Below are 20197 nucleotides of genomic sequence, written 5' to 3'. Positions count from 1 at the left end.
AGGAATAAATAATGAATATATTGATAGCAAAAGCTTAGGCGTGTTAAAAATGGAGGCTACGTCGATGCCGGGAGGGCACAATGGCAAATGTTATTCATGATTTTATTTATGATATCTGCCACTCAGAAAATCTTGAGGCAGCTGTTCAACAATATGCACTCTATTACCACTATCTTGACGATTATACCTTCATTTTTGCAGCGGAGAAAGGTGCGACTCCGGGCTTATCGGTTAACAGGAACTTCAGCAGTGGTTCTGCCGTGCGTAGCTTATTCAAGACGCCGCATGTGTTTATTCTTACACCAGACATATTCAGAGAAATGTTTATCTCTGGTAACAGCGTTACATTTCCCATCGACTATTCTATCTCGCTCGATACGCAGGTATTAAGTTATCTTAAACCTTTCTTTGAAGGGCAAAGATCGCGACTTCCCGATGATTTTGAAGAAATTTTTGACTTCATAGCCAGAGAGGAGGTCAATGTTGATCCTTTGCTGTATGAACTCGAAAATCTGTGTAATTTTAGCGATCTCAATAAACAGGAAAAAATCTTCGAACGCATTCGAGCTTATGAAATGTTACGCAACCTGGATGTTGCGGCCTGGCAGCAGCATAGGCAGTTAAAATTTAATGTGTCTGAACAGGAAATTATAGCTAAAACGCAGCAATATATGGCGCGTAAAAATTATGAGTTTATAAATAAATCGCTAATGGAAGAGCTGGCTCGCGACTATAATCGCTTATATGTATATGTGTTAAAAATGTGCGCGATTCACCTGCGGAACCCAAAAACAAGTGCTAAGCAGGTGCAGGAAAAATTACTCGAACTTCTCGAATTTACTCACAATGAGGCCCATTTCTTTGGCATTAGAGAAATTTTGCTTGCTAAGCGTTTTTTTGAAAATGGTTGTAAGGAAGCCTTTTTTCACAAAGTGAACCGTAATACGGCGAGATTTTGGGAATATGTTAGAGGTATGGCCTGGGATCTTCGCCATCAGCGCTTTCTCGAATTTGTTGTTACCTTAAATATTGATAAAAACGCGGCATTCTTTTTTCCCTCAATCTTAACCTGTGATAAAAAATTCATTGAGGTTCTGGATGCTCATAGCGTAAAAGTCATCGTTTTTAATAACAAAACTAAAGAAATTCTTCCATTTTATGATATTGATTTTATTGAAGAGATAGCATCATGCGGTGAACGCGTCAAAGAACGATTAACTTTGCTCTCTTCCGAAGAGTACCAGTTACAACGTCGCCAGTATCAGGAAGGCCCAGACTATCTTCAATCGTTGGTTAAAACACTCGAAGCCGAACTTGAGGGCATTTGCGGTATTGCCTGTGAAAAGAATCCGCTTGGTAACTATTAGTGAGTCACAGAAGCAAAAAGCCGGCTTCAAATGTCGTCACTTATTGGTAGAAGTAGGGACATGCTGCTGCATCAATTCAACGATCCAATCAATAAAAACGCGCAGTTTAGCGTTGACATGGCGGTTAGGCGGAAATGCGAGGTACAGGGGCATTGGCTTAATACGCCAATCTTCAAATAGCGGTATCAAGGAGCCACACGCCTGATGCGCTGCCGCCATATAGACGGGTAGCGCAATCACGCCTAACCCGGCTAATCCCGCTTCGAGATAAGCATTGCCATCATCCACGGCAAGTACATAGCTGCCCGTGACTTCAATATGTTCGCTATCACAGCGTAGTACCAGAGGATCAACCTTACCGGTGCGTGAAGATAAGAATCCCACGATACGATGATCCGTGTTTTCCAGCTCTCGCGGATGCGCAGGGGCGCCAAGGCGTTCCACATAGCTCGGTGCGACGTAAACACCGATTTGCAAATCGCCGACGTGGCGTGCGATCAGGGACTGGTCGTTGATTTCGCCACCGCGCAGGACGCAATCCACGTTGTCGCCAATCAGATCCACAACCCGGTCACTGACGCCCATGTTGAACTGGATATCAGGGTAGCGCGCGTGAAAAGCCGGTAGCGCGGGCACCAGCAACAGGCGGGCGAGAGGAGAAGGCACATCTACCCGCAGGCGTCCCCTGGGCGTCATCGTCGCACTGGACAGGCTGTTTTCAGCATCTTCCATGTCCGCCAGAAGACGGATGACGCGCTCGTAATAGACCGCACCATCAGGAGTGACGCCAAGCCTGCGGGTGGTACGATGAAGCAGCTTGACGCGCAGGCGCGCTTCCAGCTGTTGAATAAGCTGCGTCACCGTGGTTTTGCTCATATGAAGCGTTTGGGCAGCCTTTGTGAAACTGCCTGCTTCCACCACGCGAGCAAAGGCGCGCATCGCATCGAAACGATCCATCCCTTGTCCTCTCTTTTCACCGATTGTTTGGATATTACAAACAATGATGGACAAAGTCGCTTGTTTATCCGCCCGATCTGGCGCCTGTAAAGTGTCTTTATCTTCACTGGGCAGATTTAGCCCCATAACAAAGGTACAGACATGACAACACGCGAAGCAGTTTTTCCCTTCGGACGCCAGGCGCTCTACGAGCGCAATCGGTATTCACCCGCCATCAAATCTAACGGCTTCCTGTTTGTTTCGGGGCAAGTTGGTAGCCGGGAGGATGGTTCACCTGAAGAGGATCTCAACGCGCAGGTCCGGCTGGCATTCGATAACCTTAATGCTGTTCTTACGGCTGCGGGCTGCACGTTCGCTGACGTGGTTGACGTTACCCTCTTTGTCGTCGATCCCGAGTCAAACCTCGACGCTATCTGGAGTATCCTGCCAGAATATTGGGGGGAAGCACCTTATCCGACGCTGACCGGGATCGGCGTGACGTGGCTGTACGGATTCCAGTGTGAGATTAAGGTGATTGCCAGGCTGCCCTGGCGTTACGGGTCTTTCCGCCGGTCGAAAGATAAGACAGAGGAAAATTGATGAAAGCAGCGGTTTTTGACGTGGAAGGCGCTCCCGACGTCCTGCAGTATGCCGACGTCCCGGATCCGGTCGTAGGGCCTGACGACGTCCTGATTTCTGTTGAGGCTATCTCGATTGAAGGGGGCGATCTGATCAATCGCCGCTCAACTCCGCCGCCTCTTCCTTCATGGATCGTCGGCTACGCGGCCGCGGGCACGGTGGTTGCCGTCGGATCGAAAGTCCATAACCGCAGGGTTGGAGACAGAGTGACAGCTTTTAACATGCAGGGATCGCATGCGGAACGTTGGGCCGTGCCTGCGGAACGTACCTGGCTTATACCAGACGGGGTGGATTCAGCAGAAGCGGCGGTGGTACCGATCTCTTTTGGAACCGCACATCATTGCCTGTTCACACGAGGCATGCTCCGGCACGGAGAAACCGTCCTGATTCAGGCTGCAGCGGGGGGCGTGGGGCTCGCGGCCGTTCAGCTTGCCGCACAGGCAGGCGCGACGGTCATCGCCGTGGCAAGCGGAACGCAGCGAATAAACCGGTTGCTTGAATTGGGGGCCGATTATGTCGTGGATCGTGCACGGCATGACGTCGTGGACAGTGTCCAAGAGTACACCCTTGGCGCCGGGGTTGACCTCGTCATCGATCCGGTAGGGACGACGTTGCCAGCTTCGCTTTCTGCACTCGCTCCGGAAGGACGTCTCGTCTTCGTCGGTAATGCGGGCGGCGGCGGCCTGACTGTCGACCTGTGGCCGCCAATGCAGTCTAACCAGACGCTCATGGGGGTATTCATGGGGCCTCTTTTTGAAAGGCCCGGCGTTCGGACAAGTGTCGACGACATGTTGCAGGCTGTGGCTGCAGGGCGCATCAGGGTTGTCATTGATCGCATCTTCCCCCTGGCTAACGCCGCCGCGGCCCATGAATATGCTGAGACAGCGAAACCGCTTGGCCGCATCGTTATGAAGCCGTGAGAGGGGGGCTCAACCTGGCCCCGAGACGGCTCCGAGCCGGAAGCCGCCTCGCATTTCGTTTATCCGATCCGCCATAATCCTTTGAACCGCAAAAACAGTTCTCTATTATCTGCCTTCTTAGTTACGCACTACGTTCCCACCTGCACTGCGATGGATTACGGCTTTATGGACACTTAATTACGAAAAGGAAATCACCATGAATCTGATGAATAATTGCGCACCTCCCGCCATAAATGTTATATTAAAATATAATATTTGGAGGTGCGCTATGTATAAAACTCGTCTTAAAAAGGTCGGTGGGTCCATCATGCTGGCGGTTCCTCCCGCCGTGCTGAAAACGCTGGAACTCTCGACGGACAGCGAAGTCGGCATGACCATCAATAATGGCTGCCTGATTATCGAACCCCAGAAACGGCCTCATTATTCGCTTGAGGAGCTGCTGGCTCAGTGCGATCCGCACGCTGATATGAGCGAAGAGGATCGGGAATGGATTGATGCGCCTGCGGTGGGTAAGGAGATCCTGTAAATGGACAGAGGGGAAATCTGGCTTGTTTCACTGGATCCGATTGCTGGTCACGAGCAAAGTGGAAAGCGTCCGGTACTCATCATATCGAAGGCGTCGTTTAACAAGCTGACCCGGCTACCGGTAGTGGTTCCCGTTACCAGCGGCGGAAACTTTGCACGTACAGCAGGCTTCACCGTTTCACTGGAAGAGGCGGGGACAAAAACAACGGGCGTTATTCGCTGCGACCAGCCCAGAACTATTGATATGGCTGCCCGAAACGGCATGCGGTTGGAACGCATACCTGACGCCGTGGTAAATGAGGTGCTTGCCAGGCTGGATGCGATTCTGAGTTAACATCAGAGACGCAGAAAAGCAAAAAGCCTGCTTTAAAAGCAGGCTTTTCAAATTTGGCTCCTCTGACTGGACTCGAACCAGTGACATACGGATTAACAGTCCGCCGTTCTACCGACTGAACTACAGAGGAATCGTGTGAACGAGGCGCATAGTAGCGACCTCAATACGCCTTGTCAAAGGGTGAAAACGCACTTTTCGTTCGTTTGCCGACAATTTCAGCAAATCGCTGATTTTATAGTAAATTTGCTTCGAAATTACACAACAAAATGCGCCGCCCGAAGGCGGCGCGCAGGATTAGAACAGAACGGAATAGTTCAGACCAAAGGTACGTCCACGGCCTTTGTAGGTATAAAGACCCGGTGCACCGTAGGTTGGGCTATACAGCCCCGGCGCGCGCTGGCCCCATGCGGTGGTGTAGTCTTTGTCCAGCAGGTTTTCCACGCTGAAGCTGACTTTACCCACCGGCAGGGCGTAGCTGCCCAGGAAGTCGACCGTGTTATAGCCATCGATCTTCTTACCGTCGGAGTCTGATACGTCAAAGGTCTGCATGCTCTGCACGCGCAGGGTCCAGTCGCCCGGCGCCCAGTTGACCCACGCGCTGGCTTTCGACGGGCTGGCGCTGTCGACCGTCAGCTTCTCCCATTTCCCGTTTTCGCGGGTTTCAGACTTAATGGCGTTAAAGTTCGCCCCGGTGCTCCAGTCGCTGTCGGTGAAGAAATAGTCCACCTGGCCTTCCACCCCGTAGATACGACGCTTGTCGTCTTCCAGGTTGATGGTCATGTCCGTCTTGTTGATGGTGATGGTTTTATCCGAGAGCGAGTAATACGCCGCGACCTGGGTACGCAGGTTATCGCCGGTGTAGCGCCAGCCCAGCTCATAAGCGTTGACCTTGATACCGTCCAGCTTCGAGTCGTTGACGTTGACGCTGTTGAGCAGGCGATAGTGACCGTTGCTGAGCTGATAGGTGCCGGAGCCGTAGTACTTCGCCAGGTCCGGAATTTCGAAGCCCTGGGAGAAGTTAAACCACACCTGCTGCTGTTCGGTCAGGCGACCGAGGATCCCGGCGTTAAACAGGAAGTTGTTGTAATCGGTTTTCCCGCCCGGCACCGCGTCGGCGGAGGTGGCTTTCCCGGTAGCGATGGCCTGCTGCTGGGTGTAACCGACAAAGTCGTCCACCTTGTTCTCGGTGTACTGGTAGCGCACGCCGCCGCTCAGGGTGATGGCGTCAATGTCGTAGCTGGCCTGCAGGAACGGGGCGAGGTTGGTGATGCTGTACCCCGGGTAACGACCCACGTTGTAGGCGTTATCCAGCTCCATGCCGCCGCTCGCCGCGGCTTTGCTCAGGTTAAAAAACTGCTGGTTAGCATCAAAGGTTTCGTGGTCGGCATCCACACCCCAGGTCAGGGTTAAATCGTCCACCGGCTTGCTGTTCAGCGTCAGCTTGCCGCCGTAGAAATCGGTTTTCTGCTGGGACGCGCCGATGCTGCTCACCACGCCTTTGGTCAGGGTCGGGAACGGATAATAGGTCAGGCTCTCGTCGCGATAGTAAATCTGCGCGACCAGATCCTGGCCCCAGAAGTCGGTATTGGAGTACTGCAGGTTGATCAGATGGCGCTCGGTACCCGGTACGCGGTCAGAATCAAGATTACCTTTGTTGTAGGCGGTCGCATCTCCCGTTACCGCCGAGAAGTTCTTCCCGAGATACAGACCATGCTTACCGTCGGACTCGCTCTTGTAGTACTGGGTCGTCAGCTGAAGCTGCTGATGATCGTCAATATTGATGGTGCCTGTGCCCATCACATCGATACGGTCGGAATACTGTAAGCCGGTCTGGGTGTTATCAATAATCACCTCATCGCCGTTGCCGTCATACCAGCCGCCGTAGCGCTGATACGACACCGACAGACGACCGGAAGCGTTATCGTTGCCGCCGCTGACCGCTGCCGACACGTTCTCATCGTGGTCGTTGTGGCTGTTAAACCCGCTTTTAGCCCCGGTCTGGAACTCGACTTCGGTCTCAGGCTGGCCTTTTTTGGTGACGATGTTCACCAGGCCGCCGGTGCTGCCGCCGCCGTAGAGTGAGGTGGCACCGGAGATGACTTCGATACGGTCAATGTTGAACGGATCGATAGAGTCGAGCTGGCGGCTGTCGCTGCGGGACGAGTTCAGGCGCACGCCGTCCACCATTACCATCATGGAACGGCCGCGCAGGTTCATGCCGTAGTTGGTGCGTCCCTGGCTGCTGACGTCCATACCCGGGATCAGCTGCGCCAGCACTTCTTTAATCTCTTTCCCGCCCTGAACCTGCTGCTCAATTTCAGCCCGCTCAATGACCCAGGTCGTCTGCGCCATCTCCGCCACGCTGCGGTGCGCGCGGCTGGCGGAGACAACGATATTTTCTTCCTTTTGTTCTTCCGCCCACGCAGAGGTAGAAAGCATTGCAAGCAAGCAAGGATTTAAAACCCAAAGATGAGAACGTTTCATTGTTATGTTGACCCTGATTGTGTGTGTCAGTACTCGGTGGTTTTTGCTAATGATTTAAAAACCTGACTGTTCTCCGGGCTGGTGGTGCTTCGCCAGTGGATAACGCCAGGGGTAGTAGCCAGCTCAAACGGCTCGTCAGCGTGCGCGCGATTCAGAATGCGCGCCGCGCGCCAGGCCATCAGGCTGAGCTGGGGTTCGGCAATGCCGAGACGGTGCATCCCGGCATTCACGGCGAACAGGCGGTTGCTCTGCGGACCGTCCCATTCGAGGGTGAAATCATTGTTGATGCAGAAGGCTTCGTCCGTATCCAGATGCAGGCGGTGAGACAGCGGCGCCAGGAACGCAGGCTGAACGGCGCGGTAGCCGGTGGCAAAGATCGTCACGTCGCTCTCCAGCTGCTCGCGGCCGCCGTCGAGGTGATGCTGTATGCTCAGACGCTGGCCGCTTTCCAGGCGCGTCAGGGCCGTCACCGAGCGGGACGGCATCAGGTGTGCCCAGGGTTTTTCACGCAGCACTTCGAAGCGGTGGTACATGGCGCGGTAAATTGCCAGCAGTGACTCGGTGGTTATGCCGTCGGACGTCATCTTCTGCTCGTGCAGCATCTGCCGACGGGCCTCATCGCCGAGCGTGGAGAAGCTGTCCACGTACTCCGGCGTGAAGTACTCGTTGGCGAAGGCGGCTTCATCCAGCGCGTTGTAGTTGTTGCGGCGCGAGACCCAGTTCAGGCTCAGCGGCTGGCCCCATTCGCCACGGAAGATATTCAGGAACAGGTCGGCTCCGCTCTGGCCGCCGCCGACGACGGTGACGCGCTTGCCTGCGAGATCCGGCGTGCGCAGCATCATCTCGCTGGCGTGGAAGCAGGTATCGTCCTGCGTCGTGACGCAGTCGGGCAGGTTGATCTGTTTGCCAATCCCCACGCAGACGTGCCGTGCCAGGAAGCGGTCGCGCTGGGTCACCACCTCAAACAGGCCGTTTTTCTCATCAAAGCTCACCTGCTGCACCTGCTGGCTAAAGGACAGGTTGGTGAGGTTTTCCGCCGCCCAGCACAGATAGTCCGCAAACTCCTCGCGGGAAACGGTGCGCTGCTCGGTGGTCAGGAAGCGATAGAACTTTTTGCGCTGCACCAGGTAGTTCAGGAAGCTGTGGCGGTTGGTCGGCTCCACGGCGCTGACCAGATCCTTCAGGAAGCTGGTCTGCATGTGGCAGTCCGGCACCATCATCCCCGGGTGCCAGGAGAAGTGCGGTTTACGCTCAAGAAACAGCGAGCTAAAGCCGTCCAGCCCTTCCGCCAGCGCGGCGATGCTGAGGTTAAACGGGCCGATACCAATGCCGATGAAATCATAGGTTTTCATTGCGCGGACTCCCGGGAGGCGAGAAAAAGAGGGTTATCAAGGTCGGTGACGTAGTTCGGCAGCATGCGGCTGCCGCCGTCGTGTTCGGAGAAGGTCAGTTTGACCGGGTTGAGGATCACGCGAATAATCTGCGGCTTAAACAGGTCAAACTTCGCGAAGCGCTCGGCAAGCTCGGGGTGCGCGGCCATATAGCGGTGCAGCACCCCGGCGAGGATCTGATAGAAACGCGTTTCGCTGACGCCGCTTTGCAGCGTGAGGCGCGAGATAAAACGCAGCACCGTCACAAAGTTGCCGGTTTGCAGGTCGTGAATGATGTAATCCGCGTTCAGGCGCGCCGTGACGGCCTTCACCTGCTCCGGCAGGCTCTGCGCCTGCGGGAAATCCTCATCCACCAGGCGCATATCGCCCTGGAAATCCTTCAGCAGGATGCGCTGCGGGATGTAATCCTTCATCACCAGCGTCACGTTCTGGCCGTGGGCGATCAGCGCCACGCCGTAGCGGCAGAGCAGGTGATAAAACGGGATCACCGTTGCCTCAAACAGCTTTTCCAGCCACGCTTCGGCGCTTAAGCCCGAGCGTTTAATCCACGCGTCGATCAGCGGGCGCCCGGCGTTGTCGGTTTCCATCAGCGCCGCCATCAGCACCGCCTGTTCACCGTCTTGTAAATAACAGGACGGGTTCTCGCGCCAGATCACCCCCAGCATCTCCTGATAGCGGTAGGGCGCTTTCGGCAGCGCCGCATAGCCCGAATGCGACAGATATCCGGCGGCGGGTTCGCCAAGCACCTGTGCGCCAGAGCGGACAAGCGTGGCGTCGGTGGCGAACTGCTGCTGCAGCCAGCGCGAGGCCAGCGGCCCGGCGGCAATGTATTTGCCCGGAATACCGCGATAGCAGGAGGTGTTGTAGATCGTCAGCGGAAGCTTGATGTCGTACGGCGCGCGACGGCTGGCGTTGGTGAGCGTGCGCAGGGACTGCTGGGCAAGATACTCGTCGCCAAACTCGCCAAGCTCAACCAGCTCTCCGCGCGCCAGCTGCGCCAGGAAATGAATGGCAATCTTCTGCTGCCACTGCCACGGGTGCAGCGGCAATGGCAGCCAGCTCTCATCGAGACCCAGCGCCTGCCAGCGGGCGTCAAAGCGGGCGCGCTCGGCGTTGTCCATAGCGCTGGCGAGCAGATGGTGAATGTCGCAATCGGCGTCGCTGCTCCAGACCAGATGCTCCCGCTGAACGGCAACCCAGTGCAGACGAAAACGTCCGCGATACTCAGGCGCGTACTGGCGCAGCGCGTCCAGACCCCAGCCGCGGCGGCCTTTGTTGAAAATAAACTTCGGGTGACCACTCATCAGACACTGTAATTCGTCCGGATCGAGGTGGATCAGCGCGTCCGCGTCCAGCGCTTCACGCGCCTGCAGCAGCTGAATGTCGCCGCGCAGCGTGGCGTAGAGATCTTCCATATGCTCCGCCGTCTGCGCGTCGCTCATCTCCAGCACCACAGCCAGCTGCAGCAGCGCGCTTTCCGCTTCGACGGCATTGCCGCTGGCGGTAGTCAGGCTGTCCGGGTCGATATGCAGCCAGCCCCAGATCCCGCGCGTGGCGCGAAACTGCCAGGACTCGTTGCCCATGGTGATGCGCCAGGTGTCCGACGAAACCGGCTCGGCGCGCAGGGTGCGTTCATACTCCAGCTCGGCGAGGATCTTCGCCACCATCTCGCGGTTCACTTTTTCCCAGAGCGCGTTCACAGGCCCACCTCGCTGAAGAAGCGGTGACGCTGGCTCATAATGAGGCGCGAGCGTTTATGCGGGAAGTCGAACTCTTTCACCGTGTCAAAACCGGCAGAGGAAAGGTGTCGGAACAGGCGCTGGTTGTCGAAGCGCGGCTCGGCCACGATGCGCGTGGTGCGCGGTTCATCGAGATACAGGTAGTGGCTCAGACCGCGCAGCCAGCTGCGGATGTACTGCGCGCCGCGCCAGTTCTCTTCCCCCACCAGCATGTGTAGCCCGCGGTCAAACGGCTGCCAGCGGTAGTGGCGGCCAATGCGGTCTTCCGGTGCCCAGTAGAGTTCAAAATAGCCAAACGGTTGATCGTCGAAGCAGCCGATAACCGGGTAACAGTAGGTCGAGTCGAGCTGACGGCGCAGGTAGTTTTCCTGCTCGGCCTGCGGGCCCGCCATCTCCCAGAAGGCGTTCACGCGCGGGTTATTCATCCAGCGGGTAAAGCGCTCGCCGTCCAGCTCCACGTCGGCCACGCGGAAGCTGAGGGTGCGCTTAATTTGCGGATCGTAACGGCGGTACACTTCGCCCTGCGGGCGGTGAGGGCGCAGCGGGAAATACAGCTGACGGCTATCATCAAACTGCATTCCGGCGCTCGCCTGCGGACGCTCGCCTTGCAGCCACAGTGGCAGCTGCCAGAAGGTTTCACGCGCCAGATAATCCCCGTGGGCCTGGCCAAACAGCGCCTGCGACTGGGGTTCATCCTGCCAGCTTGCCCACGGCAGGGTAATGCCGGTCAGCGCCGGTGCGGCAACAAACAGCTGATCCAGGGCTTCAACCAGCCAGCCGTCCGGGATCCCCTTCAGACGCTCCAGCACCGCGCTGCCGTCGAGACCCAACGCCAGCGGCAGCGCGCGATCCGTTGCGGTGCAGCGAAAGCCATAGCCGGAATGGACGATATTCGCGATTGCCATTACGCCTTCTCCTTGTAAAACGGGTTGCTAAAGTCGAAATAGATCACTGCCGGATCGGCGATGGTGTTTTCATTGCGATCGTGCAGGTAGCAGAAGAAGTTGCCTTTGCAGTTCCAGGTCGGGCTATCGAGCACGTAGTCGAGGCAGCGGGTCTGTTTCGCCGTGCGGCGCAGTTCTGCCAGCGCGTCGCGCACCCGGGACATCAGGCTCTCCTCGCTGTCGAAACCTGCGGCGGCGAGGGCGGCGGTGACGGCAAGGGTAGAGTTCAGCAGCAGGTAGTAAGGGAAGTAGCGCAGCAGCTGGCTCTCGCCAAAGCGGTTTTCCACCTCCGTTTCGCCCGCCTCTTTCAGCCACGCGTCGGCGCCTTCGGTCCACGCGCTGCCCTGGCAGTCGCGGTAGATCAGCCCGACGGGGAAATCCTGCTGCATCTCAACGAGGATATTTTGCTGGTGCGCCAGCAGGACCAGACCGTAGTCCGCCTCGGCGCTGAACAGCGGAAGCAATACGCGGTCGCAGTAGGCCTCCAGCCAGCAGCGGGCGGCCTGGGCGAGCGGTAATTCCAGACGCTGGCTCAGACGGCGCACCGCCGCAGCGAGCAGGCTGTCACCGCCGTCCGGCGCGGCCTGCGTCAGGCTGACCAGCACGTTGGTCTGGGTCTCTGGCGTATCGAAAAGCAGGTTGACGCGCAGGGCCATCAGGCTCTCTTCCTGAACGACGCCGTTTTCATCGCGCAGTCCCGCCCAGCCGTCTTCCTGCATCACGCGCATGGTCGGGTAGCGCGCCTGTAAATCTTGCCAGCGTTCCGTTTTCGCCAGGCGCGCCAGGCGCATGCCGCGCTTAACTTCTTTGACCGACAGCGTGCGCACGGAGTTGGTCAGGCGCACGCTGAGGGAGAACTTAATCATGTCGCTGTTGGTTTCGCTGTACAGCGAGCGTGAGGAGCTGGTGGGCAGCCACTGTGCGCCCGCTTCACCCAGGTCCTGCAGTGAACCGTTTTCCGCCAGACGCCGGCACCAGTCCTGCTCCAGCAGATAGTCGGCCTGCCACGGATGCATCGGCAGCAGCCAGCGGGTGTCGGTGAAGTGGCCGAGCAGCTCAGGCGCGCTCTGGGCCGCGAAGCGCAGCAGACGCTCGCGCAGGGAGACGTTCAGGCTGTCGCCAGCAACGAGCGTACTCTCAACGGCAAACCAGCGCAGCGGGAAGCGGGAGGCGAAATCAGGCAGATAGCGACGCGCCTCTGTTTCGTTGAACGGCTCGTGCGACTTCGGCGCCGGGTGAAACGCGTGGCCGACCAGCAGCGCCTGCTCCGCGTCGGCAAACGTCAACGGCTTATCGCGCAGGTTTGCCCAGCTGTGGCGCAGATCGATCGCCTGCCAGGTGTGGGCATGGCTTTCGAGAACGCGCTGCTTAAAACGCGCCAGCGTATCGGCATCCAGCGAGCCTCTTACTGACGGTTTTTCAAGAATTAAATCAACCAGTTGATCAAATGTGACGGCGTCACCGTCATCACTGTTGCTCTGAATAAGCGTTGCCGGGAAACGGTACTGATGATGCTGGGTGGGAGAGAAATAGCGTACCGGCACCCGAAGCGCCTGGGTTTGGGAAAGCGGGATATGAATGTCCGGTAACGCATCCGCAGCGGTAGCGGGCAGATAGCGCCAGTCCTTCGTTTCGCGCAACAGGGCGTTTAAAAAACACTGGGCTGCAACGTCTGTACCGGCAGAGCGGGGCAGAGCACGCATAGATGTACCTCATTCCATGATTGATAATAATTCTCGTTATGATATTCATTCTGTTTACAGCCGCAACCATTTTTGCAATATTTGTTTTCATAAACTTCATAATTTCCACACATTTATTGACACTATGTTCACATTCTCATGCGCACTGACTCAGAAACATTGACCGAAAACGTCACCTCAAAAGCTAACTGGCCCCTGGCGCTATGTGCGGGTTTATTAGGTATCGGACAAAACGGCCTGCTGGTGATGCTCCCGCAGCTGGTCACTCTGACCGGGCTGTCGCTCTCGGTCTGGGCCGGGCTGTTGATGTTCGGATCCATGCTCTTTTTACCGGCATCGCCCTGGTGGGGACGCCAGAGCGAGCGGCGGGGGTGTAAGGTCGTGATGGTGGCCTCGCTCAGCGGCTATCTGGCCAGTTTCGTCGTGATGGCGCTGGTGGTCTGGGCGATGGCGGCCGGAAGGCTGGATACGGTCTGGGGACTGGCGGGACTGATCCTCTCGCGCCTGGTCTACGGGCTGACGGTCTCGGGGCTGGTGCCTGCGGCCCAGACGTGGGCTATTCAGCGTGCGGGGCTGGAGAAGAGGATGGCAGCGCTGGCGACGATAAGCTCCGGCCTCAGCTGCGGACGTTTGGTCGGCCCGCCGCTGGCGGCGATGATGCTTAGCGTTAATCCGGTGGCGCCGCTCTGGCTGATGGCGATCGCACCGTTAATCGCTCTGCTGCTGGTGCTTCGCGAAGTCGCGGACCCGCCGCTGCCGCCGGTAGCCCACCAGGCAACCCGCCTGCAGGCCTCCATGCTGCCGTTTCTGCTGCTGGCGCTGCTGCTGGCGGCGCTGGTGAGCCTGATGCAGCTTGGCCTGTCACCGCATCTTAGCCCCCTGCTGGAGGGCAATGCCCGGGACATCAGCCATCATGTTGCGCTTCTGCTGAGCCTGGCCGCGCTGGCCACGCTCGCGGCGCAGTTTCTGGTGGTCCGCCCGCAGCATTTCACCCCGATGACGTTGCTCTGCATCGCGGCGGTGTTAATGGTAGCAGGGCTTGGGCTGATGTCCGTCGCGGGCTTAACGCTGTTCTACGTGGGGATTGTTATCACTTCACTCGGGGCGGCGATGGCCACGCCGGGCTACCAGCTGCTGTTGAACGACAGGCTCACCACCGGAAAAGGGGCGGGCGTCATCGCCACCAGCCACACGCTAGGCTACGGTGTCAGCGCCCTGCTGGTGCCTGTGGTGACGCGCTTTTACGGCGAGCAGTCTTTAACGGTGACCGCATGGGGAATGGCTGTGCTGTTTTTAGCGTTGAGCATAGGGGTACGGTCAAGCGAGCGGACCCCTGCTGAAAAGCCTTAATGGATCTGGCGGGAGGAATGACCGCCAGACTCCTCATTTTGCCGCAGACGCTGCAGGGGATCCTGCTGATAAAACTGGCAGAAACGCTGCCAGAGCGCGGGGAAGCGGGGCGCGAAGAGCTCCGGCGCGCTGAAGAAATACTCCGAGAGTACCGCAAAGCACTCGGCCGGATCGGTTGCCGCATAGGCGTCAATGCTGGCCGCGCTTTCGCCCACCAGGTCTATTTCATCCTGAATGTTATCCATCGCCGCGTGCAGATCGTGCTCCCAGCCCGCCACCTCGCGAAGCGGGATCAGCGGTACTCCGCTGGCGCGATCGCCGTTGCGGGTATCCAGCTTGTGCGCCACTTCATGGATAATGAGATTAAAACCGGACGCGTCGAACGAGTCCTGAATATCAAGCCAGTTGAGGATTATCGGCCCCTGCTGCCAGCTTTGTCCGGACTGCACCACGCGCTGGTTGTGTACCAGCCCGATATCGTCCTGCCATTCGTCATCCACCACGAACGGCGCGGGATAGATAAGCACTTCGTGGAAACCGTCCAGCCACTCAATGCCGAGCTCAAGCACCGGCAGACAGAACAGCAGGGCGATGCGTGCGTTTTTCAGGGGATCGAGTTCGAAACCCTGCAGTGGAACCAGGCGTTTTTGCTGTAAAAAACGATCCGCCAGCTGAACCAGTTTCGCTTGTTCCTCCGGCTTAAGATTAGCCAGAACAGGGATCGTCAATGCGTCATCCCATGGCAGCGCCATATCCCGGCCAGCCTCATTCGTTTTCCAGGGCCACTTTATCATCGCTTTGCTCGCAAACTCGTCACTTGAACAAAAATGGGAAAGTCAGGTTCGGTTAAGATGCCAGAAAATCGCTCACTGCGACAAATCCAGCCTGAATAAACTATCATTCGTACGTAGCGGTGGGTAGCGGTTTGCGGGCATCACCTTCATTTTGTGAAGTCTGTCGTAGCCTTAACCCACAGGTTCAGTGAAGAAATCAGTACGGTATTGAAAAATGAGCGATTTCAAAGGTAACAAGCAGGACCTGCCCAGTCGACTGTGTGTGCACTGCCAGCGGCCCATGACGTGGCGCAAAAAATGGGCCAAATGCTGGAATGAGGTTAAATACTGTTCTGAACGTTGCCGCAGGAGCCACCGTTGACCGAGCTGCGTCTGATCCTGGGCGATCAGCTTAATCCGCATCACAGCTGGTTTGATACCTGCAGTCCGAACGTCATTTACGTGATGCTGGAGCTGCGGGCGGAAACCGCGTACGTGCTTCATCACGCTCAGAAAGTGATCGCCATCTTCGCCGCCATGCGCGCGTTTGCCTCTGCGTTAAAAGAAAAGGGGCATCGGGTGAGGTATGTCCGGCTCTCTGACAGCTCAAACCGCGGCGCGCTGGAAGATAATCTCAACGCGCTTGTCGCGCATTACGGCGCTGACAGGGTGTTGTGGCAGGAGCCCGACGAATGGCGTCTTGATACTCAGCTGCAGGCGTGGGCGAAGACGGTCTCCGTTGAAACGGCCTGCGTCAGCAGCGAGCATTTCTTCACCACACGTGGACAGGTGAGCGCGTTCTTTGCGACCCGCAAAAGCTGGCGAATGGAGTACTTTTATCGGGAAATGCGTCGTCAGCACGGCGTCCTGTTAACCGCTGAAGGCGAGCCGGAAGGGGGGAAATGGAATTTCGATGCTGAAAACCGCAGGCGCTGGTCCGGCGAGCCTCCCGCGCCGGGGGACGCGCGTCCGCTCCACGATTATTCAGCCTTATGGGCGGAGATCCAACGCTGCGGCGTAAACACCTTCGGCGAACCGCAGGCCGGGAATTTTCGCTGGCCGCTCAACCGTTCGGAAGCCAAAGCCGGGCTGGATGAATTTATCACTCACGTGCTCCCGCAGTTCGGCGCCTGGCAGGACGCGATGCACGCTGAGGAACCCTTTCTTTTCCACTCGTTAATTTCATTCGCGCTTAACACCAAAATGCTTAATCCGCGGGAAGTGGTGGCTGCCGCCCAGCAGGCATGGCGTTCGGGCCATGCGCCGCTGCCTGCCGTTGAAGGGTTTATCCGACAGATTCTCGGCTGGCGGGAGTACGTGCGTGGGATTTACTGGTCGCAGATGCCGGGCTATCGGGAGCTGAATGCCTTAGACCAGCACGCCCCGCTGCCGGACTGGTTCTGGACGGGAAAAACGCAGATGCGCTGCCTGGCGCATGCCGTTGGACAGTCGCTCACCGAGGCTTACGCCCACCATATCCAGCGCCTGATGGTCATCGGGAACTTTAGCCTGCTCAGCGGCCTGTCGCCGCAGGCGGTTCATGAATGGTATCTTGGGGTCTACATTGATGCCTTTGAATGGGTGGAGCTGCCCAATACCCTCGGCATGAGCCAGTTTGGCGATGGCGGGTTACTGGCGAGTAAACCCTACGTCTCAAGCGCGTCATATATTCATAAGATGAGTAATTATTGTCAGGGGTGCCGGTATCAGCACAACCAGCGTACCGGAGAGCAGGCGTGCCCCTTCAATGCCCTTTACTGGGACTTCTTTGCGCGCAATCGGGCGCGTCTCGGTAACAATCCCCGCCTGGGCATTGTCTTTAAACAGCTTGCGGACATGAAGGAAGAGGAGCGGCAGGCCATTGCTGACCGCGCAGAATACGTTCGCCTGCATCTCAACGACCTCTGACCTATTTCATCGCCGCACCGGTTGCGGTGGGTCAATAAGACGCTATTATTTTTGACTTTGTTGCGTATTCCCTGACAGGACATCCAGACGCTATGCCCGTGAATTTTGACCTTAACGATCTTTATGCTTTCAGAGCGTTAGTGGAGTACGGTAACTTCCGTGTCGCCGCTGAATCTATCTGTTTATCCCAGTCGGCGCTGAGCCGCAGGATTGAAAAGCTGGAAGCCGCGCTGGGAAACAGGCTGTTCGATCGTACCACCCGGCGCGTGGCCTTAACGCTATACGGGCAAAACTTTGCTGAACGCTCCGCGCAGCTGCTCGACAACGTTGAGTCAATGCTGGCGGATGTTGATAAAGTCAGTGAAGAGCGGACGGGGCTGATCACGGTTGCCACGGTACCGTCCGCCGCCTGTTACTTTATGCCTGATGTGATCCGTCGTTTTCAGTCTCGCTATCCGCGCGTTCGCATTAAGCTCATCGACAGCAGCGCGGGGAATGTGATTGACGCCGTGGCCCGAAGCCAGGCGGATTTTGGCATCTCCTTCGCAGGAAACCTGCCGTCTGACATCGAATTTTTCCCGCTGGTGGAGGATGTCTACGTTGCGGCGTGCAGAAAGGATCATCCGCTGGCGCAGAAGAGTCACCTGAGCTGGAAGGCGTTTTATCAGCAGGATTATATCTCCCTCGATAAAACGTCTGGCAACCGCAACCTGCTCGATCGGATGCTGGGGGATATCGTTCCCGAACGCCCCAGCGTCTGCGAAACACGTCACGTTACCACGATGATCGGCATGGTAGAGGCGGGGATCGGCATTGCTGCCGTTCCCGCCATGTCAATGCCGACCTCAGAGCACACGCTGCTGACGCATCTGCCGCTGGTGGCGCCGGAAGTGAAACGCACCGTGGGGCTTATCCGGCGCCGGGGGCGCATCCAGTCTTATATTGCGGCTGAACTGGAAAAGCAGATCACCGAACAGTATCGCCGGACGTAACGGGGATCATCCCCGTCTCCTTGATGACGGCCCTTGAGGGCGGTGAGGCGAGATAGGTCAGCAGCGCTTTCCCCTCTGCGGGATGTTCGGCATGGCGGGTGACCGCACCCGCGAAGCGCGTGATGTACTGCACATTATCAGGGATTTTCCCGATAAAGGTGACGCCCTGAACCGGCAGCAGCTCGCTGACCTGCTGGAAGCCCACGGCGTATTTTCCTTTCGCCACTTCTGAGGCGACCGGAATACGCTCGACCATTGTCGCTTTGCCCGCTACTTCCTTTTCAATCCCCAGCTTTTTGAACAGCGCCTGGCTGACGTACCTGCCGCTGGCGCTGTCAGAGTAGGCGATGGAGCTGGCCTGCAGCAGCGCGTTACGCAGGGTCGCCTCGCTGCTGATATCAGGAACATCCGCACCTTTTTTCACCACCATGCCAACGGGAGAGTCCGCGAGTTCCGTTCGCGAACCCGGCTGGGTCTGGCTGGCTTTTTCGAGCTTCTCCAGCGCATCGCCCACCATAATCACCACGTCGGCTTTCTCGCCGCGCGCCAGGCGGTTCGGGATCGCCTGCGGCGTAGCGCCCATTGAGGGGCCGGGGATGATCACGATTTTATCCCCGGTCTGGCGTTCATACTCGGGCGCCAGCTTTTCCAGGGCGGCTTTGAAGCCGCCTGAGATCATGACCTTCACGTCCTGAGCGCAGGCGCTCACGCTCAGGAACGTCAGTACCAGCGCGCTGGCGGTATAGCGATAAGTGCGTTTCATACTGCCCCCTCTGACTTGACGGTGTTTTGCATCGATACCGCGCGGCGGCGGTAGAGGTAGAGCGTCGCCAGCAGGGCACACACCGCGGCGAAACTCATCCAGTAGCCAGGCGAGGCTTTATCACCGGTGTATTCAATCAGCGCGGTGGACATGACCGGGGTAAAGCCGCCAAAGACCGCCGTTGCCAGGCTGTAAGCCAGAGAAAAGCCCGCCACGCGCACTTCTGCAGGCATAATTTCCGTCAGGGCCGGGATCATCGCGCCGTTATAGAGGCCGTAGAGGAAGGAGAGCCACAGCAGCACGCTCAGCATCATTGAGAAGCTAGGGGCACTCGCCAGCAGCGTCAGGGCCGGGTAGCTGGTCGCCAGCGCCAGCAGGGTCATGGCAATCAGCACCGGCTTGCGCCCGAAGCGATCCGACAGGGCACCGCCCACCGGCAGCCAGATGAAGTTAGAGATCGCCACCAGCAGCGTGACCAGCAGGCTGTCCGACGCGCTCAGCATTAGCACCTTTTTGCCAAAGGTGGGGGCGTAGACGGTAATCAGGTAGAACGCGGTGGTGGTCATCGCCACCATCAGCATGCCCGCGACCACCACCTGCCAGTTGCCAAGCAGCGTTTTAAAGACCTGACGCATCTCCAGATGATGGCGGCGCGCGCTGAACTCTTCCGTCTCCTCCAGCTTGCGGCGCAGGAAAAAGATAAACGGCACGATTAAACAGCCGAACAGGAACGGGATGCGCCAGCCCCATTCGCGAATGGCGCTCTCTTCCAGCACGGCGTTCAGCGCAAAGCCCATCGCGGCGGCGACCATAATGGCGACCTGCTGGCTGCCGGACTGCCAGCTGGTGTAAAACCCTTTGCGGCCCGGCGTGGCGATTTCAGCCAGATAGACCGAGACGCCTCCAAGCTCCGCACCGGCGGAAAAGCCCTGCAGCAGACGGCCCGTCAGCACCAGCAGCGGCGCCCACAGACCGATGCTTTGATAAGAGGGGATAAGCACAATCAGAAACGTACCCGCCGCCATGATGGACAGCGTGACGATTAGCCCCTTCCTGCGCCCCACCTTGTCGATATAGGCGCCAAGCACGATGGCACCGATGGGACGCATCAAAAAGCCCGCGCCGAAGACGGCGAAGGTCATCATCAGCGACGCAAATTCACTGCTCGCCGGGAAGAACGTGTGGGCGATGTAGGTGGCATAGAAGCCGAACAGAAAGAAATCGAATTGCTCAAGAAAGTTGCCGGACGTGACGCGAAGTATCGCGCCCGCCTTCGACCGTACGGTTGCAGGTGAGGTTGAGGAAAACATGGTTATCTCCAGTTTTATTGTTGACGTTTTACGCGTCTGTTTCTGAAAACTGGATCAGGATGAGGAATTAGATAAGCGCAAATGCCGCATCGACTGATGCATTTCTTGCATGAATATAA

At 57.5% G+C, this 20197-nt stretch carries 18 protein-coding genes and 1 tRNA gene; 9 read left to right on the top strand and 10 right to left on the bottom strand.

Translation table 11 applies throughout. The features are described 5' to 3' along the window. The first annotated feature begins 80 nt into the window (after positions 1-80). Positions 81-1367, top strand: a complete 1287-nt coding sequence (locus V1587_RS16780; RefSeq protein WP_371899383.1) for a hypothetical protein — start codon at positions 81-83, stop codon at positions 1365-1367. Between the two features lie 36 nt (positions 1368-1403). Here V1587_RS16780 and V1587_RS16775 read toward each other — a convergent pair whose 3' ends face one another. After that, on the bottom strand, positions 1404-2324 hold the full coding sequence (locus V1587_RS16775) for a LysR substrate-binding domain-containing protein (RefSeq protein WP_371899382.1): 921 nt from the start codon (positions 2322-2324) through the stop codon (positions 1404-1406). Between the two features lie 141 nt (positions 2325-2465). Between V1587_RS16775 and V1587_RS16770 the strand changes: the two genes are divergently transcribed. The 4 genes from V1587_RS16770 to V1587_RS16755 all read left to right on the top strand — a co-directional run bounded on the left by V1587_RS16770 (position 2466) and on the right by V1587_RS16755 (position 4721). Further along, positions 2466-2903: a RidA family protein gene (locus V1587_RS16770; protein WP_371899381.1), complete on the top strand. Its 438-nt coding sequence runs from the start codon at positions 2466-2468 to the stop codon at positions 2901-2903. Beyond that, positions 2903-3862 carry a zinc-binding alcohol dehydrogenase family protein gene (locus V1587_RS16765; RefSeq protein WP_371899380.1) on the top strand — a complete coding sequence of 320 codons (960 nt, stop codon included), beginning with the start codon at positions 2903-2905 and terminating at the stop codon, positions 3860-3862. Before V1587_RS16770 ends, V1587_RS16765 begins: the two co-directional genes overlap by 1 nt. A 268-nt stretch (positions 3863-4130) precedes the next feature. Beyond that, on the top strand, positions 4131-4388 hold the full coding sequence (locus tag V1587_RS16760) for an antitoxin (protein WP_371899379.1): 258 nt from the start codon (positions 4131-4133) through the stop codon (positions 4386-4388). Further along, on the top strand, positions 4389-4721 hold the full coding sequence (locus V1587_RS16755; RefSeq protein ID WP_371899378.1) for a type II toxin-antitoxin system PemK/MazF family toxin: 333 nt from the start codon (positions 4389-4391) through the stop codon (positions 4719-4721). A gap of 54 nt (positions 4722-4775) precedes the next feature. Here V1587_RS16755 and V1587_RS16750 read toward each other — a convergent pair. The 6 genes from V1587_RS16750 to V1587_RS16725 form a co-directional block, all read right to left on the bottom strand. After that, positions 4776-4851, bottom strand: a tRNA-Asn gene (locus tag V1587_RS16750). A 164-nt stretch (positions 4852-5015) separates the two neighbouring features. Further along, positions 5016-7205: a TonB-dependent siderophore receptor gene (locus tag V1587_RS16745; protein WP_371899377.1), complete on the bottom strand. Its 2190-nt coding sequence runs from the start codon at positions 7203-7205 to the stop codon at positions 5016-5018. A gap of 26 nt (positions 7206-7231) precedes the next feature. Then, positions 7232-8557 carry a lysine N(6)-hydroxylase/L-ornithine N(5)-oxygenase family protein gene (locus V1587_RS16740; RefSeq protein WP_371899376.1) on the bottom strand — a complete coding sequence of 442 codons (1326 nt, stop codon included), beginning with the start codon at positions 8555-8557 and terminating at the stop codon, positions 7232-7234. Continuing rightward, on the bottom strand, positions 8554-10296 hold the full coding sequence (iucC, locus tag V1587_RS16735) for an aerobactin synthase IucC (protein ID WP_371899375.1): 1743 nt from the start codon (positions 10294-10296) through the stop codon (positions 8554-8556). Before iucC ends, V1587_RS16740 begins: the two co-directional genes overlap by 4 nt. Beyond that, complete coding sequence (locus V1587_RS16730; protein WP_371899374.1) at positions 10293-11240, bottom strand: GNAT family N-acetyltransferase; 948 nt, start codon at positions 11238-11240, stop codon at positions 10293-10295. The genes iucC and V1587_RS16730 overlap by 4 nt, the downstream gene beginning before the upstream one ends. After that, complete coding sequence (locus V1587_RS16725; RefSeq protein WP_395314428.1) at positions 11240-12982, bottom strand: IucA/IucC family protein; 1743 nt, start codon at positions 12980-12982, stop codon at positions 11240-11242. The genes V1587_RS16730 and V1587_RS16725 overlap by 1 nt, the downstream gene beginning before the upstream one ends. 138 nt (positions 12983-13120) lie before the next feature. Between V1587_RS16725 and V1587_RS16720 the strand changes: the two genes are divergently transcribed. After that, complete coding sequence (locus V1587_RS16720; RefSeq protein WP_371899372.1) at positions 13121-14332, top strand: MFS transporter; 1212 nt, start codon at positions 13121-13123, stop codon at positions 14330-14332. On the opposite strand, the gene mtfA is transcribed toward V1587_RS16720, so the two are convergent. Beyond that, on the bottom strand, positions 14329-15126 hold the full coding sequence (gene mtfA, locus V1587_RS16715; protein WP_371899371.1) for a DgsA anti-repressor MtfA: 798 nt from the start codon (positions 15124-15126) through the stop codon (positions 14329-14331). The genes V1587_RS16720 and mtfA overlap by 4 nt on opposite strands. Before the next feature lie 214 nt (positions 15127-15340). Here mtfA and V1587_RS16710 point away from each other — a divergent pair, with 214 nt between their 5' ends. The 3 genes from V1587_RS16710 to V1587_RS16700 all read left to right on the top strand — a co-directional run bounded on the left by V1587_RS16710 (position 15341) and on the right by V1587_RS16700 (position 18005). Then, positions 15341-15487 carry a DUF2256 domain-containing protein gene (locus V1587_RS16710; protein WP_071530926.1) on the top strand — a complete coding sequence of 49 codons (147 nt, stop codon included), beginning with the start codon at positions 15341-15343 and terminating at the stop codon, positions 15485-15487. After that, positions 15484-17013, top strand: coding sequence for a cryptochrome/photolyase family protein (locus V1587_RS16705; protein WP_371899370.1), 1530 nt, complete (start codon positions 15484-15486; stop codon positions 17011-17013). The genes V1587_RS16710 and V1587_RS16705 overlap by 4 nt, the downstream gene beginning before the upstream one ends. A 92-nt stretch (positions 17014-17105) precedes the next feature. Next, positions 17106-18005: a LysR family transcriptional regulator gene (locus V1587_RS16700; RefSeq protein WP_371899369.1), complete on the top strand. Its 900-nt coding sequence runs from the start codon at positions 17106-17108 to the stop codon at positions 18003-18005. On the opposite strand, the gene V1587_RS16695 is transcribed toward V1587_RS16700, so the two are convergent. Then, positions 17980-18768: a substrate-binding domain-containing protein gene (locus V1587_RS16695; protein WP_371899368.1), complete on the bottom strand. Its 789-nt coding sequence runs from the start codon at positions 18766-18768 to the stop codon at positions 17980-17982. The two genes, V1587_RS16700 and V1587_RS16695, sit on opposite strands and share 26 nt — an antisense overlap. Next, entirely contained in the window at positions 18765-20078 is a 1314-nt protein-coding gene (locus V1587_RS16690; RefSeq protein WP_371899367.1) for an MFS transporter, read from the bottom strand. The genes V1587_RS16695 and V1587_RS16690 overlap by 4 nt, the downstream gene beginning before the upstream one ends. Positions 20079-20197 lie beyond the last annotated feature (119 nt).

Origin of the sequence: Enterobacter sp. ECC-249 (genome assembly GCF_043965265.1) — a bacterium.
In the GTDB taxonomy this organism is placed as follows: Bacteria; Pseudomonadota; Gammaproteobacteria; order Enterobacterales; family Enterobacteriaceae; genus Enterobacter; species Enterobacter quasiroggenkampii.
This window is presented reverse-complemented; position numbering and strand designations above follow the sequence as displayed.

Excerpts from the sequence above, each read along its gene's own strand:
- V1587_RS16780 (WP_371899383.1), top strand. The coding sequence starts at position 81 with ATGGCAAATGTTATTCATGATTTTATTTATGATATCTGCCACTCAGAA.
- V1587_RS16775 (WP_371899382.1), bottom strand. The coding sequence starts at position 2,324 with ATGGATCGTTTCGATGCGATGCGCGCCTTTGCTCGCGTGGTGGAAGCA.
- V1587_RS16770 (WP_371899381.1), top strand. The coding sequence starts at position 2,466 with ATGACAACACGCGAAGCAGTTTTTCCCTTCGGACGCCAGGCGCTCTAC.
- V1587_RS16765 (WP_371899380.1), top strand. The coding sequence starts at position 2,903 with ATGAAAGCAGCGGTTTTTGACGTGGAAGGCGCTCCCGACGTCCTGCAG.
- V1587_RS16760 (WP_371899379.1), top strand. The coding sequence starts at position 4,131 with ATGTATAAAACTCGTCTTAAAAAGGTCGGTGGGTCCATCATGCTGGCG.
- V1587_RS16755 (WP_371899378.1), top strand. The coding sequence starts at position 4,389 with ATGGACAGAGGGGAAATCTGGCTTGTTTCACTGGATCCGATTGCTGGT.
- V1587_RS16745 (WP_371899377.1), bottom strand. The coding sequence starts at position 7,205 with ATGAAACGTTCTCATCTTTGGGTTTTAAATCCTTGCTTGCTTGCAATG.
- V1587_RS16740 (WP_371899376.1), bottom strand. The coding sequence starts at position 8,557 with ATGAAAACCTATGATTTCATCGGCATTGGTATCGGCCCGTTTAACCTC.
- V1587_RS16730 (WP_371899374.1), bottom strand. The coding sequence starts at position 11,240 with ATGGCAATCGCGAATATCGTCCATTCCGGCTATGGCTTTCGCTGCACC.
- V1587_RS16725 (WP_395314428.1), bottom strand. The coding sequence starts at position 12,982 with ATGCGTGCTCTGCCCCGCTCTGCCGGTACAGACGTTGCAGCCCAGTGT.
- V1587_RS16720 (WP_371899372.1), top strand. The coding sequence starts at position 13,121 with ATGCGCACTGACTCAGAAACATTGACCGAAAACGTCACCTCAAAAGCT.
- mtfA (WP_371899371.1), bottom strand. The coding sequence starts at position 15,126 with ATGATAAAGTGGCCCTGGAAAACGAATGAGGCTGGCCGGGATATGGCG.
- V1587_RS16710 (WP_071530926.1), top strand. The coding sequence starts at position 15,341 with ATGAGCGATTTCAAAGGTAACAAGCAGGACCTGCCCAGTCGACTGTGT.
- V1587_RS16700 (WP_371899369.1), top strand. The coding sequence starts at position 17,106 with ATGCCCGTGAATTTTGACCTTAACGATCTTTATGCTTTCAGAGCGTTA.
- V1587_RS16695 (WP_371899368.1), bottom strand. The coding sequence starts at position 18,768 with ATGAAACGCACTTATCGCTATACCGCCAGCGCGCTGGTACTGACGTTC.
- V1587_RS16690 (WP_371899367.1), bottom strand. The coding sequence starts at position 20,078 with ATGTTTTCCTCAACCTCACCTGCAACCGTACGGTCGAAGGCGGGCGCG.